The organism is Microcoleus sp. PH2017_09_SFU_O_A (genome assembly GCF_020738625.1).
Lineage (GTDB): Bacteria > Cyanobacteriota > Cyanobacteriia > Cyanobacteriales > Microcoleaceae > Microcoleus.
On sequence record NZ_JAEQCF010000040.1, the window covers coordinates 1 to 15,307 of the forward strand.

A 15,307-nucleotide genomic window follows, 5' to 3' on the forward strand; every position below is an offset into this window, starting at 1 on the left:
TTTTGGATTTAAAGGCTAATTCGTCAATTTCAACAAAACGATTCTCGGTGGATTTAATGATGTGCCTCTCTGCTAGTTGCATTCAGACTCTCCATTTTTTGACGATCGCAATAATTCTCTTGACCATTTTGACTAGATGATACTACTATTGCTTACTACTGCTTACAAACTTAATAAAGTTTTATAATACCAATTTAATGTGAACTTGCACATATCCCGATCTCCCCTAAGTTCCCCTGAATAAGCAGGCTGATTTTATTGTCATCATAGGTACGTAGTTGCGCTTTAGCGTTCTTTCCTAATATTATAAAGAGCGCTAAAGCGCAACTACGTACCTAATTTGTATTCGGATTCTATGCAGCCTCATAAAAAATTCGTATAACTCTGCTTTTGATTATTCATTAAAATTAACCAATAGGTAACTCAATCACAAACTCCGCTCCCTGTCCAGGTTGGGAATTGCAGTAGAGTTTCCCCCCATGCTTTTCCGTCACAATCTGGTGACTCATTGAGAGTCCTAGCCCGGTGCCTTTCCCGGCATCTTTGGTTGTAAAGAATGACTCAAATAAGCGTAATTTCAACGCTTCATCGATGCCTGAACCATTGTCAGCAATCCTAATTCTGACCCAATTATCTTCGATAATTTCAGTTTGAATTTGAATAGAAGGAATCAGCACGAGTTCAGAATTATCAGAATTTTTACTTCGATCCATTACATCATCTAGGGCATCAATACTATTGCCAATAATGTTCATAAATACTTGATTTAATTGTCCAGCGAAACATTTAATCTTTGGCAACTTGCCGTAATTTTTGGCAACAGTAATTTCCGAATAATTATTATTGGCTTTGAGTCTGTGTTTCAAAATTAATAGCGTGCTGTTGATGCCTTCGTGGATATCGAAAGCAATCTTTTGGGAAGAGTCTGCTCGTGCAAACAACCGCATGGAATAACTGATATCGCGGATACGTTCAGCACTCTGCTGAAGAGATGCAAGCATTAGGGGTATATCTTCTTCTACAAATTCTAGCTCAATGGCTTCAGCGTGTTCGATAATTTCTGACGCAGGTTCGGGGTAATGCTGCTGATAGATGTGCAAATGTTCTAGTAAGTCTTTTAGGTATCTGTCAGTATGGGTTAGGTTGCCGGCTATGGAATTAATTGGATTGTTAATGTCATGGGTTACTCCTGCAATCAACTGTCCCAAAGTCGCCATTTTTTCATGTTGAATTAGGCGTTCTGTGGATGCGGCTTGTTGTTCCTGTAGCAGTTGCTTGACTCGTCGAATCATTTGATTTAGGGCTGTTGCTAATATACCAATTTCATCTTGAGTGGTAACAGCAGCTTGTAAATCAAAATTGCCCGTTTGGGTTGCTTCCTGGGCAATATGGGTGACTTGTTGGAGGGGACGAGCGATCGCCCGACTGGTATAAATCGCGAGGAAAATGGCGATCGCCACTGACAAAATCATGCTCCCAGCAATAACCTGTACTCGTAGCACCTGTACATTTGCAAACTCAGTTTTTGCTTCTTTGTAATCTTTATACGCCCTTACCTTTAATTGCTCTATATCTTGTAAAAATTTCTTCAATTGCAGCGATGTAGGACTGCTACCAAAAGTCAAGAGCTGGCTGCGGAATATCTGAATTTCTGCGGGTGATAATTCAGCGGAATTAATTGCCTTTAATATCGCCTCTGTCTGCTGCAAGTAAGCCTCTGGAATCTCTTGATTGGCTTGCAGAAAACGTCTGACGGTATTTATTTCAGCAGGTGACTCGTCAACCTTATGATTTTTTGTATCCCCTTCCGAAGATTTAAACTCAGACCATTCTTTTTTGAATAGAGCCACATGGTTTAAAAAATAGGAATACTGTTGGTCTAGCAAATCTCGATTTTCCAATAGCATCAGGATCTGCTGTTGGTGGAGAAGAACTTGAACGAGCTGGATCTGCAATTCACTGATGAATTGAGTTTCTTCGATCGCATTTTGTTCGTGTCTAACAGCTTGCTGATGATATTGGTCAGCGATCGAGATTCCTGTAGCGGTTCCCAGAATTGCCACTCCCAGCGCCAGTCCATAGCCCACACTAATCTTTTGTCCTACCTTGAGACAACTGAACCAATGCTTCAGATGACGTAAACGCAACTTTCGCATAAATGAATGCTTTAAGAAATGGCTCTCATATAGATCTAATAAGAGACCAAGTTTAAATCTATTTTTAGGTTCGGGCATAGAACTCATGGTGGACACTGGATATATTATAATCACAATTACTTGTAAAAAACAAAAACCAGGAATGAAAATAAATCAACTAATTCGAGAATTTTTCTCAGGTCTCCTAATAGTAAATAGATCGGGCGCATCTGGCGCAAGGAAGAGGGCGAAGCATGACCGCATATAAGTTATTAGTTATAATCTCCTATTTTCTGCGGTCATGCTTCGCCCCTACAGATATATTTGCCTTGCGCCAGATACACCCCTGTGCTTTTTAATTTTGTGTATGCTTCAATCCTCGACTTTCAAAGCTCTTCTTGCTAATTTTACATAAGTTTTCACAGTTTCATAAGGCATTTCCAAATCAGCAGCAATATCGAACAAAGATTCCCCCAATTCCCGGCGCGCTAAAATCGTCGCCCAAGTTTCCGCAATCTCACCAGCCCGACTCCCGCCTGTACGCTTTCTGTGCGCCATAAACTTCTCTGTCAATTCATCGATTCGCGCCGCCAATACGCTTTGGATAGAGACTTCGGGTAGGGATTCTGTCAACCATTGCGATCGCGTTTGTCCCAATCCAAAGGTTGTTTTGTGGCCCGTGCCGCAGTAAGGTGCTAATTGCCCCAAGGCATAAAATAATTGTACAAAATCAGGGCGCAATCCGGCCGATCGCCCGATCGCAAATTCCACAGCCCCAGTAAATCCCGTTACCATGCCTTTTTTGCCCGCCGCCACCTTTTGCGACTCCAACTTGTGGCGGCTAATAATTACATTTTCGTCAATCCAATTCAGAAATTCTGCTTGGTCAACATTCATACCCGAAAAGTTATTCCAGCGGCGCAAATAGCTGTGAAAAACATTTTCGGGAACTGGTAGCGGGAAGTGATGCCCTTTGCTGCGAAAGCTTGTAGGAGTTACAAAACTAAGTTTTATGTTTCTAGATAATGGATGTTCTGCTGTTAGCAATTGCTGGTAAGTTGTGGGAGAAAAAGCAATATCCCAAGAGCGAATTACCAGCGGAGCATTTCGCAAATCAATCTCTTGGGGCAAATTTTGCAGCCACTGACTCAGCCATTGTACTACTTGCTGGGACAGTCCTGTGACATACCAGCGGTAAATGCGATCGCCCAAAAGCTGAAATTCCTTACCGGCTGGAAGCAAATCACCCTCCAATCCCGAAATAGTAAAGGCTTTTTCTGACTGCGAGTCGTGCAAAAGTTGCGATAATTCCGGGTCAGTTTCCTGAATTTGATGCAAAAACCAAGCGTGCAAACCTATAGCATACTGCGCGTACAGATAGCTAGCTGCGCGGGGGGTCAATTCAAACACTAATCCGACTAACTCGGTGTCAGCGGGCCAAATTAGCTTAGAGGAAGGAACTTTTTTGGTGCGGGTGGGATGCGGGGAAATTGCCATGAGATGCCGGAAACAGGGACAGCGGTCTCATATTTTATCTTTTTTTATCCCCGTTGGGGGATGTTTTTGTCTGGGCGGGCGATCGGTCAAATCTATTAGCAGCTCCAAAAACCGTGTCAACCGCCAGTTTCCCGAAATCGGAGGGATGCAGAAAAATCACCAAAAAACCGACAACCTAAAACTCAATTTTTGTCAAGTTTTTCCTCCTTGTAAGTAAAGAGAAATATACAAGTGTTTAAAATCACATTCTGGGGTACAATTGTCAAAAGCTCGTAGCATCCTCAACTCCGATCCTCAACTATGAACACAACAGAAAAATCCAAACTCTCCAACGAAAAAACTTTGGAGGCGATGAAGAATTTCTCCGAAACCTACGCCAAGCGCACCGGAACTTACTTTTGTTCCGAGCCTTCAGTCACTGCTGTCGTTATAGAAGGACTAGCAAAGCACAAAGATGAACTAGGTGCTCCCCTATGCCCTTGTCGCCATTACGAAGATAAAGAAGCCGAAGTCAAAGCCGCCTACTGGAACTGTCCTTGCATTCCCATGCGCGAGCGGAAAGAATGTCACTGTATGTTATTTCTGACGCCAGATAACGATTTTGCTGGAACTAATCAGGAAATTAGCATGGATCAGATTCAAGCAGTCAGAGAGACCATGTAATCGGTTAAGTAGGCGGTCTTCAGTTGACAGTTGACAGTTGACAGTTGACAGTTGACAGTTGACCGCTTGACAGTTGAGAGCTACCTCTACCTGAAAGAAAGAGGATTGGAGTAATGAATAGTCTTCTTTTAATTTTTCCCGATCGGGCTTGGGGCTTTAAACCAATTCTTTCTGGTAAAATTGGTAATTGTTGTGAAAATAGGTCGTAAATCAGTTGACAATTGACAGTTGACAGTTGACAGCGACCTCAACGATCGCCGCCTACTCTAACACGCATCCCCAATCCAAAATCCCAATCTCCAAGCGAATGACAGAGGAAATGCCGATCGAGTTTTGGCAAGGTATCGAACAGTTTAACAGCCAAGATTTTTACGCTTGTCACGATACCTTAGAGGCTTTGTGGATGGAAGCCGGCGAGCCGGACAAAAGATTTTATCAGGGAATATTGCAAATTTCTGTCGCGCTTTATCACCTAAGCAATCAAAACTGGCGCGGTGCAGTAATCTTGCTGGGAGAAGGCATAAATCGGCTCAATTATTATCAACCGAGTTATGCGGGAATTGCCGTTGAAGATTTGCTCGGACAAAGTGCTAAACTCTTGAGTGCTTTGCAGCAAGCTGGCCCGGAAAAAGTCGCTGAATTTGTACCGTTGTTAACAGGTGCAGAAGTTGCAGGCTTGCGATTGCCGCGAATTATCAAACTAGAACAAACTTCAATATGAGCAGGCTGGTACACCGAACTCGATCGATAAAAGGAGATTGCGATCTGGAGTAAGCAGGGGTTGATATACATGAGCGACCTGCGGTATTTTTATGCCATTTTATGTATTGTACCGCATTTGCTATATAATTAGCAGTTAGCTGGACTAAACCAATGATTAGGAAGACTCATGAGTTTTAGCCGCATTCTTACAAACATTTGCTCCGATCGACTTGCTGAAAGCCGAGATTTTTATGTGACCTTGCTTGGCTTTGATGTGAGCTACGATAGTGATTGGTATGTTCAACTTCGTAGTCCGTCTAATAAAGAACTAGAGTTTGGAATCATTCTTCGTAGTCATAGTTTAGTTCCACAAGAATATCAAACCGCTCCTTCAGGTATGTATGTAACTTTTGTGGTTCCCGAGGTTGATCTAGTCTACGAAAAAGCAGTAGCTATGGGGCTTCGCATAGTTCAAGAACTAAGAAACGAATTTTATGGGCAGCGTCGATTCTTAACTGTTGATCCGAATGGTTGCTTGATAGATATTTGCTCACCATTTAGTGAGTTGGAAAAATGAAGATTACATCTGTATTGAGTTCAAGTAGTTGCAATCAATTTTTTGCTTTGATTTAGGTAATGAGTATGCGCCAGCCAGCTAACAACCCCAATGCACACTGACCGCTGATAGGTTATCAGTTTGAGTTTGAGTGTATCTGCGGCGGGTGATTGGGAACGTTAGGTTGCTTCAGGTTAATGCTGAGACAGTCATAAGTAAGAATAAACATGGATACAGAGGATACAGCAGCCCGATACGATCGTATTGCCCACTGGTGGCAAACTCAGCATCAAGATTCGCTTTATGGTATCCCACAGTTGGAGCGTGCTATTCAATTCACCCATAAAAAGCAGGTAGCTCTTGATATAGGGTGTGGAAGCAGTGGACGCTTTATTAAAGTCCTAAGCGAACATGGATTTCAAGTGGAAGGACTTGATATTTCCTCAGAAATGATTGATTTAGCCAAACAACTGCATCCAAACATCGTCTTCTATCAAGCAGACATCTGCTGTTGGAATCCTCCCAAACCCTACAGCTTGATTGTTGCTTGGGACAGCACATTTCATCTGCCGCTAGATATGCAAGAATCTGTGATGAAAAAGCTATGCAATGCTCTTGAACCTGATGGTGTATTGATGTTCACGTGTGGGGGTGGGCATGAAGCAGGTGAAGTTTCTGGAACATTTCAAGGTCAAGACTTTGAGTACAGCACACTAGGTGTAAATGCTTTCCTAAAGATTCTGAGTGAGTCTCAATTTACATCCCTTCACCTTGAATACGATCAATATCCTGAGAATCATGTTTATATCATTGCTCAAAAGACTTGAGCGACGATTGGAATGGATTTGTACCAGCTTGGGTAGTTAATGTTGCCTATGGAAGTATGATGGCTGCAAAGCGCAGGCTAACAGTGCGTTGGAGCCGGGGCAAGCAATGGGAAATTCACAGCCGCACGCTGGATCGAACGGGACAATGTGGACTAATTGTTTCCAAAGATTCTGACTTTTATCAGCACAGTTGTAAGATTATCTTTTTGCGGACAGCTTATGCAATCTACCTTTGAGACTGCCCGAAACTTCCCGATCGCCCAAACCGTCAAAAAACTTGCTTTCTCCAGTAAATCATCCAAACAGGCGAAGAAAGGGCTATTGTCTTGCTAGGATAATTGGTTGACGCTCTCGGGCAGGTCGATCGACCTTACGGGAATTTTTCACGGCCGTTAAGATAAAATACCTAACCGATCGGGTGTGGTGGATCTAATCTCCATAGAGAAAAATCAGGGGTGAGATAATGCCCTTCAGCAATTTCAAAAATTTTGAGGCTTGCAAGCTATGATGCCCTCCGCTAAACTACTCAATTCCCGCCTATTCAAAGGATTATCGCTGCTGTTGCCGCTGACTCTGGCTGGCGCGATCGCCTCTCCTACCTACCCGCAAGCCGCACCGCCCCGCACTCTTTCCGTGCGATCGGACATCCAAGAAGCCGACTCCAAAACCGGCATCGTGACAGCCCGCGGCAACGTCCAAATCAACTACCCAGCCCGCCAAATACAAGCAACCGCAGCTCAAGCTCAATACTTCAGCCGCGAGCGCCGGATCATTCTCAGCGGTGACGTGTACGTATTGCAGCAGGGAAACAGCCTGCGCGGCGAAACCATCACATACCTGATTGACGAAGGGCGGTTTATTGCGCTCCCAGACAATCCAGGACAAGTAGAATCCGTCTATCTGGTGGCGCCAGAACAAGATGCAGCAGCCCAAAATTCGATCGGGCCCAAACCAGCTCCGGTTAATCCAAATCCCGCTGTTAAACCGCCCGCCCGTTCCCGAACAGCTCCTAAGTAACAGCCCCCGGTAGCAGCAAAATTTCGCATCGGCAAAAACATCAACTGTTGCATATCTACCTAAAACAATAATTTTTATTGCCATTCTTGTGGAACAGGCATCCTGCCTGTTCCGATCTCAAAGCTGAAATGCGCGACAATCGAGAACCCAGAATAGATGCGAATGACAGTTGACAGTTGACAGTTGACCAACTGATGACTGATGACTGATGACTGATGACTGATGACTGATGGGTGCATCTCAGTTTTGCTTTTAATAGTGCGAGCGTCCCCGCTCGCGTATTGTACAATACGCGAGCGGGGACGCTCGCACTCAAAGAAAAATGCTTTTTGCAAAAATGAGATGCTCCCTGACTGATGACTGATGACTAATGACTAATGACTTCTTCTTAAAAGTTGCCTCGACGAGCATGAAAATTGTACTCGAAAATATTCACAAATCCTACGGAAAACGCAATGTAGTCAGTCGCGTCAACCTTTCAGTAGCCCAAGGAGAAATCGTCGGACTCCTCGGCCCCAACGGTGCAGGCAAAACCACAACATTTTACATAGCTACCGGATTAGAAAAACCCAATCAAGGAACTGTTTGGCTCAACGATTTAGACATCACTAAATTGCCGATGCACAAACGAGCGGAGTTGGGAATAGGCTATCTCGCTCAAGAAGCCAGCATTTTTCGCAACATGAGCGTCCGCGACAACATTTTGTTAGTTTTAGAACAAACTCAAGTGCCACGCTGGGAATGGAAGCAGCGAGTCGATTTCCTGTTGCAAGAATTTCGCTTAGAAAAAATAGCATCCAGTTTGGGAATTCAAATCTCCGGGGGAGAAAGACGGCGGACTGAGCTAGCAAGAGCCTTAGCCGCTGGGCGAGACGGCCCGATGTTTCTATTTTTAGACGAACCGTTTGCAGGCGTCGATCCGATCGCCGTTGATGAAATTCAGACGATTATTGCCAAACTGCGCGATCGTAAAATCGGCATCCTGATCACCGATCACAACGTCCGAGAAACCCTCGAAATTACCGATCGAGCCTACATCATGCGAGACGGCCAAATTTTAGCCTCCGGGGCTGAAGAAGAACTCTACAGCAACCCTTTAGTGCGGCAGTATTACCTAGGCGACAACTTCGTGCGATAGTCTTTTAAAAGCACAAGACAGAAACAGGACTTACGCATTCAAAGTCCAAGAAACCGGGTTTTTTAGTTAATCTTTGGAATATAACGAAGGATTTTCGTAAAAAAACCCGGTTTCTGACCACCCCTGCGTAACTCCCAAGAAATTTAGAATTGAGAATTTAAATTTTAACTTAAGGAGCGATCGGCAAAAACGCCAAAGTATGAAAATAGCAACGTCCAAATCCTTCAATCCCCTCAACTGGCTGCCGAGAATTTCAGTAATGGACTGGTACATTACCAAAGAACTAATCGGCCCATTTCTGTTTGGCGTCGGACTATTTACATCAGTCGCCGTCACCGTGGGAGCGTTATTTGAATTAGTCCGCAGAGTAGCAGAATCAGGCCTCCCCTACGGCGCCGCCCTGGAAATTTTTCTGCTGCAAATTCCGTACTTTGTAGTATTAGCTTTCCCCATGTCAATGCTGCTAGCAACCTTAATGAGCTACAGCCGACTCTCCAGCGACAGCGAACTCATCGCCCTCCGCAGTTGCGGAGTTAGCGTTTACCGATTGATAATGCCCGCAGTCATTATGAGTTTAATCGTTGCCGGCTTCACCTTTGCTTTGCAAGAATTAGTTGTACCCGCCGCCAGTTACAGAGCCACTTTAACTTTAGACAGAGCCCTGAAGCGAGAAAAACCGACATTTCAAGATCGAAATATTATTTACACAGAATTTCGCAAACCCGAAAAAGGTGGCGAAGAAATCCTGTCCCGCTTTTTTTATGCAGAACAGTTTGACGGCCAGCAAATGAAAGGTTTAACAATTATCGATCGCTCCGCACCAGGTCTCAATCAAATCGTTTCTTCAGAATCAGCGACTTGGAATCCCTCAGAAAACACCTGGGATTTTTTCAACGGCACCGCTTATATAGTAGCTCCAGACGGCTCTTACCGCAATATAGTTAGGTTTCAACACCAGCAGTTGCAACTTCCCCGCACGCCCTTAGATTTAGCTGCGAGAGTGCGAGATTTCAAGGAAATGAATATTGCTCAAGCTTTAGAGCGTTTGGAAATCATTAAAAACAGCGGCGATGCACCGCAAATTCGCAAACTCCGGGTGCGAATTCAAGAAAAATATGCTTTTCCCTTCGTGTGCTTGGTATTTGGTTTAGTGGGAGCCGCTTTGGGAACTCAACCGCGGCGATCGGGGAAAGGAACAAGTTTTGGTATTAGCGTAGTGGTGATTTTTACTTACTATGTATTTTCTTTCGTCACCAGTTCGATGGGCGTGAAAGCTGTTTTAACACCGATTCTATCGGCTTGGTTGCCGATCGCCTTTGGCTTAGGAATCGGCGGATTGTTGTTGGGAAGAGCCGCCTCTAGGTAAGTTTTACCAATCAAATTGGGAATTGAGAATTGGAAAAATTAACAGTCGTAGGGTGCGTCGCTCAAGAAAAATCTCTAACTCAATATCGACAATCTCATGGCGACGCACCTTATACCATTTCTCCAAATTTTTACTACAAAAAAGTGTTAGGTTTGTTTCTTCCATCCGTGTTTTTCAGGTGCGGATCTGTAAAAATGTCTGTCAAATTCCGGCATTGTCAAGGGCGACACACCCTACAATTCAACCGGGTTTTTCAGGTGCGGATCTGTAAAAATGTCTGTCAAATTCCGGCATTGTCAAGGGCGACACACCCTACAATTCAACCGTGTTTTTCAGGTGCGGATATGTGAAATTGTCTGTCAACTTCAGGGATTCTCAAGGGCGACACACCCTACAATTCAACTTCTTCCTTCGGGAGCATCTCATTTTTGCAAAAAACATTTTTTTACAGTGCGAGCTCGTATAGCTCGCGAGCGGGGACAGCACTACAGATGCAAAACTGAGATGCTCCGCTTCCTTCTTCCTTCTTCCTTCTTCCTTCTTCCTTCTTCCTTCATTTAAGGATTAGCAAAAGTATTAATTTCGCCGCCACCAATATAGCGTCCCGGAGTCAAAGAGCGAGGTGTAGAAAAAGGTTGCGGTTGAATTGGCTGCCCGCCCTGATTGGTGTTTTGAGGAACTGCTCCAAAGTTAGGCTGGCTTGGCAAATTAATCTGACTTGGTTGAGGTTGTTGAAATTGAGAATTCGCTGAATTGGGAGAGAATTGAGGATTAATGATCTTGTTTACTCCCGTGCTAGGGGATTGCCCGAAATTCGGAATTAGCGGTATTGGTGAAGGTGTGGCGACAGGAAGCGCCACAGGTTGAACTTCCGGTATCAAGCCCGAGTCGGATAAATTAGTTTGATAGGGATTTTTGGGCAAAGCCACCGTTGGAACCTGTGGAGTAATTGTGGGGATGACTGATGCTTTGGAATTTAACCCGGTAAATGATTCAGGAAGTGTAGCTGCCGGGTTTAAAAATTGTTGAGAGTCGCTAATAATTGTATTAGTAGAAGCCGGAAGTGGGGAGATTGTCGCAGGAACATTCCCAGGATTTGCTTTTCCTTGAGCTGTAGCGACCGTTGGCAACAAATTTGCCGGATTTGTCCCAGATCCAAGGGAAGCCGGTCGATCGAGCAATTTAGGGGTGTTTGCACTTTTCACGGCCGCCGCCGTTGCTGAAGTATTAGCAGCGATGTATTTTTTCATGGCTGCTTGCAGCGGACTCAAAGGCAGAGGATTGTCGTTTTGTTTGCCGGAATTACCGCTACCTGATGCTTCCGGTGCACCCGCAGACTCAGGCTCGATCGCTCTTATGCCGGAAATGGTCGTCCCACTGCCAGATAAACTCAAATCAGATGTCGGGTTTGAACTTGGTAAGCTGGAATTTTGCGGGTTATTGTTGACTGTCCCAATCGCAGGATTTTGTAAATTTGACAGCGACACAAATGTGTTGATTGCCGCCGACTTTGGCTCTGAAGATGGCTTAGGCTTTTCTAAGCCGCGAGTGCGAATTTCGTCGAATAAACCTTTGCCTTTGACTGCTGATGAATTGAACAAGTTCAGTTCAGAATTGGAGCGATTGAACTGATTGACTAGCACCGGCAAGCTGTCGATTTCAGCAGCAATGGCACTATCTTCAGCAGACAGTCCGGGAATCGCATCTGGATTGTTTGAGTTTGCTGCTTCTTCTTCGCCATCTATGCTCAACCTTTCTGGATGTACGGAGACTTCCCAGATAAATAACCCCCCCGCACACAGCACGGCTAGCGGAGCCCAAACCGACGGTTGCGTCCAGTGGCGGAAACGCGCTATTAGATAGCGGACAGATGTAGGAAATTTCTTAAAATTTGACATAGTTTTGCTTCCATCCGAGCCTCGGGACCTAAAACTATTTTCCATAGTCTACCACATCAATCTTGATGATTTTTGCTGTCCCCAGGTAAGTGCGATCGCGATTTTGATTGCAAGTTGCAAAAAATATAATAGCAGAAGCAAGAACTATGAAGGAAGTTCTACATATATCCTGTGAAAAGTGCAATTAAGAACGTCCTAACTCTCGGAAACTGTTGCTACAGATGTATCCAACAGGTGAAGCTCGATTGAGTACCGACCGAAATAAGTTTTGCCCAGCAAAATAAAGCAGACATAAGAATGTTGACACTCCCCGCCGTAAACGGCTAGGATTCTTCATTCACAGGGAGATGCCTTGTAAAAGCAGTGCCTTTACTCGGTCTTACTCTCCCTCCTGAAGCAGTAACGGTATGCCCTACCGCCAAAATTCGTAAACCTTCATCCCGAATATTCTTAGCAGCATTAATATCTCTATCATGGTTTTCTCCACATTTAGGACATTGCCAACTACGAATATCCAAACTCAAGCTATCCACGCGATTTAAACAGTTATTACAAGTCTTAGAACTGGGATAGAACCTATCTACTTCGATGTAGATTTTTCCTTCCCATTCCGACTTGTATTTCAGCATGGTACAAAAATCTCCCCAACCAGCATCACTAATTGATTTAGCTAGTTTGTGGTTTTTCACCATGTTTCTAACTGCTAGATTCTCTACAACTATGACTTGATTTTCGTCAACTAATTTACGACTTAGTTTGTGTATAAAATCTTCGCGACATCGGACAATCTTAGTGTGAACCTTGGCAACTTTAATCCTAGCTTTATGACGGTTATTAGAACCTTTAAGCTTACGGCTTAGTTGCTTTTGTCTCTTAGCTAACTTCTTTTCATATTTTCGATAATATTTAGGATTCCCATGCTTGGTTCCATCGGATGTAATAGCGTAATGGGTTAAACCAACGTCTATCCCAATCGCCTTTCCTTCTGATGATTTTTCAGGTAAATCTTTACCATCATCATAGAGGCAGGCTGCAAAATATTCCCCCGATGGATTAACTGAAACCGTGACAGATTTTAGAGTCCCTTCTGGTTGCCTTGAAACTTTACAATGAACATCACCAATTTTAGGCAATCTCAATATATCGTCTTTTAATTTACATCCTTGAGGAAATCTAATAGATTGTCTATTCCGCTTTTTCTTAAAGTTAGGATATTTAGCCCTACCTTCAAAAAAGTTAAGGAAAGCACTAGAAAGATTTAAGGCTGCTTGCTGCAGGGCTTGTGATGGTGCTTCTGTCAGCCATTCGTACTCTTTCTTAAGAGAAGGTAGAAGATTGATTATTTCATTTCTACTTAATCCTTTCCCTGTTTGCTTATAGGTTTCAGACGTTAGATTGAGCGTGTAGTTGTAAAACCATCTTGCACAGCCAAACGACTTCGCAAGCAAAATGGATTGCTCACTGGTAGGATATATTCTGTACTTGAAGGCTTTTAGCATTTTGCTTACCAAACTACTAATACTATGGTAACATAGAAAAAAATTAAATACAAAGCTGTCTTAAAAGACGGGGTTTTAAACCCATTCTTCTGATAAAATCCGACTTGACGCTGTGTAGAGCCTTCCAAGCGTATCAGCCGATCGACCTCAAAGCAAAATGTCAAGGCCGAATTTGAGTAATTGCCCAGCTCCAGACGAAGAGAAAAGTTGAGAGGAAATTAATGAAAAAAGTAGTAGAAGTATTAGCAAATCGGGAAGAACTCATAGAGCGATCGCTCGCGGTTGTCCTGTCCAAAATCCCAGCAGCGATCGCAGAACGTGGAGTTTGCACGATCGCCTTGGCGGGTGGCAGCACACCAGAACCGCTCTACAGAGCGATCGCCACCCAAGACCTGCCTTGGGACAAAATTCACGTTTTCTGGGGTGACGAACGCTACGTTGCGCCAGATCACCCGGACAGCAATCAAAAAATGGCGCGCCTCGCTTGGCTCGATCGAGTAAACATCCCCGCCAGCAACATCCACCCCATGCCCACAGGCGCGGCTGACCCCGCAGCCGACGCCTCGACGCACCAAACCGAATTGCAGCAATTCTTCAAAATATCCGACGGCGAGTTTCCCGCTTTCGACATCATCCTATTGGGCATAGGAGACGACGCCCACACAGCCTCTCTATTCCCCGGCACACCAGCCTTACAAGTCCGTGACTCCCTAATAACCGTCGGCAACAAAGACGGTCAACCCCGCATCACCTTTACATTCCCCTTAATCAACCGCGCCCGGTGCGTCATCTTCATGGTGGCAGGAGCCAGCAAACAACCCGCCCTCAGTCAAATTTTTGCCCCCGCAGCCGACTCCATGACCTATCCAGCCAGACTCATTCAACCAGAAGGCGAACTTTGGTGGCTGCTCGATGCTGCGGCAGGCGTTGCAGTAAAATAGCTGAGAGAGCCTCCAGAGTCAGCACTGTCAGCAGTATTACTAACTCAATCTTTTCCTTCGTTCCGAATGTCACGGCGCGAACTCAGTTGCTAGTATTAGCGAAGCAATATAAGAATTGTGGCGGTTAAAGTTAAAATTTGACCATATACACAACTATTTTTACGAGGCTGATTGGAAAATCTGGCCGATAGCAAGGAGAAATCGATGATTGTCTGTCCCAATTGCAATCACCAGAACCCCGACGGGGCCAGCCAGTGCGAGTCTTGTTACACGCCTTTACCCGTTACCGCCAGTTGCTCAAACTGCGGTGCAGCGGTTCAGACAGATGCAGCATTTTGCGGTCAGTGTGGCTTTAATTTGCGTCCTGGTTCCTACGTTCCAGAAGTTGAGGCGACAGTACCGTCCGTCTCGCCTGTGGGCCCCACAGTGGTATCGCCACTGGTGCCGGACTTAGGATCAACCGAACCGCCGACGATCGCAATGGAACCTCTAGTTACCCCACATCAGGGGCCGAACTTGGAAAAAACTCCCGCCAGCATTCCGACGATTCCAGATCCCTCGCCGTCGCTCTCGGTTCCTGTTACAACAGAATCGGTGACAACAGCACCAAATACCTCTCCCCCGGTTCCCGACCCACAGCCAGCGGGTGTGGCTAAAACTCAACTGCAACAGCAGTCGGCGCGACTGATACACGTTCAGACAAATACGCCGATGGAATTGCCTCACAATCTCGCTGTGATTCACATTGGCAAGCCAAATGACTTGGTGCCGCCAGATATTGATGTTTCGGGATTTGCTAATTCTGAGATAGTTTCTCGGGTACACGCAAATCTCCGGGTGGAGGGAGATGCTTGCTACCTAGAAGATGTAGGCAGTTCTAACGGCACTTACGTCAACAATACTCCCCTGCCCAAGGGAAACCGACATCGGTTGCGACCGGGAGACCGCATCTCTCTGGGAAAAGGAGACCTGGTTACGTTTCTATTTCAAATCTCTTAGATCGAGTTTGGATTGGGCGATCGAAAGTCTAAAATCTAAAATCGCATCTTGAGGCGCTCTACCAAAACT

Annotated in this window: 13 protein-coding genes; 9 read left to right on the forward strand and 4 right to left on the reverse strand. The window is 44.9% G+C overall.

Annotated features, from left to right (window positions below; translation table 11 throughout):
• Positions 1–407: 407 nt before the first annotated feature.
• Together JGK16_RS16365 and cas6 are read right to left on the reverse strand one after the other, a co-directional pair.
• Complete coding sequence (locus JGK16_RS16365; RefSeq protein WP_293191361.1) at positions 408–2,156, reverse strand: HAMP domain-containing sensor histidine kinase; 1,749 nt, start codon at positions 2,154–2,156, stop codon at positions 408–410.
• 351 nt (positions 2,157–2,507) lie between these two features.
• Positions 2,508–3,632: a CRISPR-associated endoribonuclease Cas6 gene (gene cas6, locus JGK16_RS16370; RefSeq protein ID WP_293186410.1), complete on the reverse strand. Its 1,125-nt coding sequence runs from the start codon at positions 3,630–3,632 to the stop codon at positions 2,508–2,510.
• 300 nt (positions 3,633–3,932) lie between these two features.
• Between cas6 and JGK16_RS16375 the strand changes: the two genes are divergently transcribed.
• From JGK16_RS16375 to JGK16_RS16405, 7 genes are all read left to right on the forward strand, one after another.
• Entirely contained in the window at positions 3,933–4,295 is a 363-nt protein-coding gene (locus tag JGK16_RS16375; RefSeq protein WP_293157224.1) for a ferredoxin-thioredoxin reductase catalytic domain-containing protein, read from the forward strand.
• A gap of 307 nt (positions 4,296–4,602) precedes the next feature.
• The gene (locus JGK16_RS16380; RefSeq protein WP_293186444.1) at positions 4,603–5,016 is read left to right on the forward strand and encodes a DUF309 domain-containing protein; all 414 of its coding nucleotides are present in this window, start codon (positions 4,603–4,605) and stop codon (positions 5,014–5,016) included.
• Between the two features lie 168 nt (positions 5,017–5,184).
• Entirely contained in the window at positions 5,185–5,574 is a 390-nt protein-coding gene (locus tag JGK16_RS16385) for a VOC family protein (protein ID WP_293186411.1), read from the forward strand.
• Between the two features lie 206 nt (positions 5,575–5,780).
• Complete coding sequence (locus JGK16_RS16390) at positions 5,781–6,380, forward strand: class I SAM-dependent methyltransferase (RefSeq protein ID WP_293186412.1); 600 nt, start codon at positions 5,781–5,783, stop codon at positions 6,378–6,380.
• A 504-nt stretch (positions 6,381–6,884) separates the two neighbouring features.
• Complete coding sequence (locus JGK16_RS16395; RefSeq protein WP_293186414.1) at positions 6,885–7,397, forward strand: LptA/OstA family protein; 513 nt, start codon at positions 6,885–6,887, stop codon at positions 7,395–7,397.
• Between the two features lie 409 nt (positions 7,398–7,806).
• Positions 7,807–8,535 carry an LPS export ABC transporter ATP-binding protein gene (lptB, locus tag JGK16_RS16400; RefSeq protein ID WP_293186416.1) on the forward strand — a complete coding sequence of 243 codons (729 nt, stop codon included), beginning with the start codon at positions 7,807–7,809 and terminating at the stop codon, positions 8,533–8,535.
• Positions 8,536–8,734: 199 nt separating this feature from the next.
• The gene (locus JGK16_RS16405; protein ID WP_293186417.1) at positions 8,735–9,901 is read left to right on the forward strand and encodes an LptF/LptG family permease; all 1,167 of its coding nucleotides are present in this window, start codon (positions 8,735–8,737) and stop codon (positions 9,899–9,901) included.
• Positions 9,902–10,458: 557 nt separating this feature from the next.
• Here the strand turns inward: JGK16_RS16405 and JGK16_RS16410 are convergent.
• Complete coding sequence (locus tag JGK16_RS16410; protein WP_293191363.1) at positions 10,459–11,799, reverse strand: hypothetical protein; 1,341 nt, start codon at positions 11,797–11,799, stop codon at positions 10,459–10,461.
• Between the two features lie 323 nt (positions 11,800–12,122).
• Positions 12,123–13,298, reverse strand: a complete 1,176-nt coding sequence (tnpB, locus tag JGK16_RS16415; protein WP_293191365.1) for an IS200/IS605 family element RNA-guided endonuclease TnpB — start codon at positions 13,296–13,298, stop codon at positions 12,123–12,125.
• A gap of 221 nt (positions 13,299–13,519) precedes the next feature.
• On the opposite strand from tnpB, the gene pgl reads away from it, so the two are divergent.
• Together pgl and JGK16_RS16425 are read left to right on the forward strand one after the other, a co-directional pair.
• Positions 13,520–14,239 (forward strand): 6-phosphogluconolactonase, encoded by a 720-nt coding sequence (pgl, locus tag JGK16_RS16420; RefSeq protein ID WP_293186421.1) that lies wholly within the window; start codon positions 13,520–13,522, stop codon positions 14,237–14,239.
• Positions 14,240–14,443: 204 nt separating this feature from the next.
• Positions 14,444–15,238 (forward strand): FHA domain-containing protein, encoded by a 795-nt coding sequence (locus JGK16_RS16425; RefSeq protein ID WP_293186423.1) that lies wholly within the window; start codon positions 14,444–14,446, stop codon positions 15,236–15,238.
• Positions 15,239–15,307 lie beyond the last annotated feature (69 nt).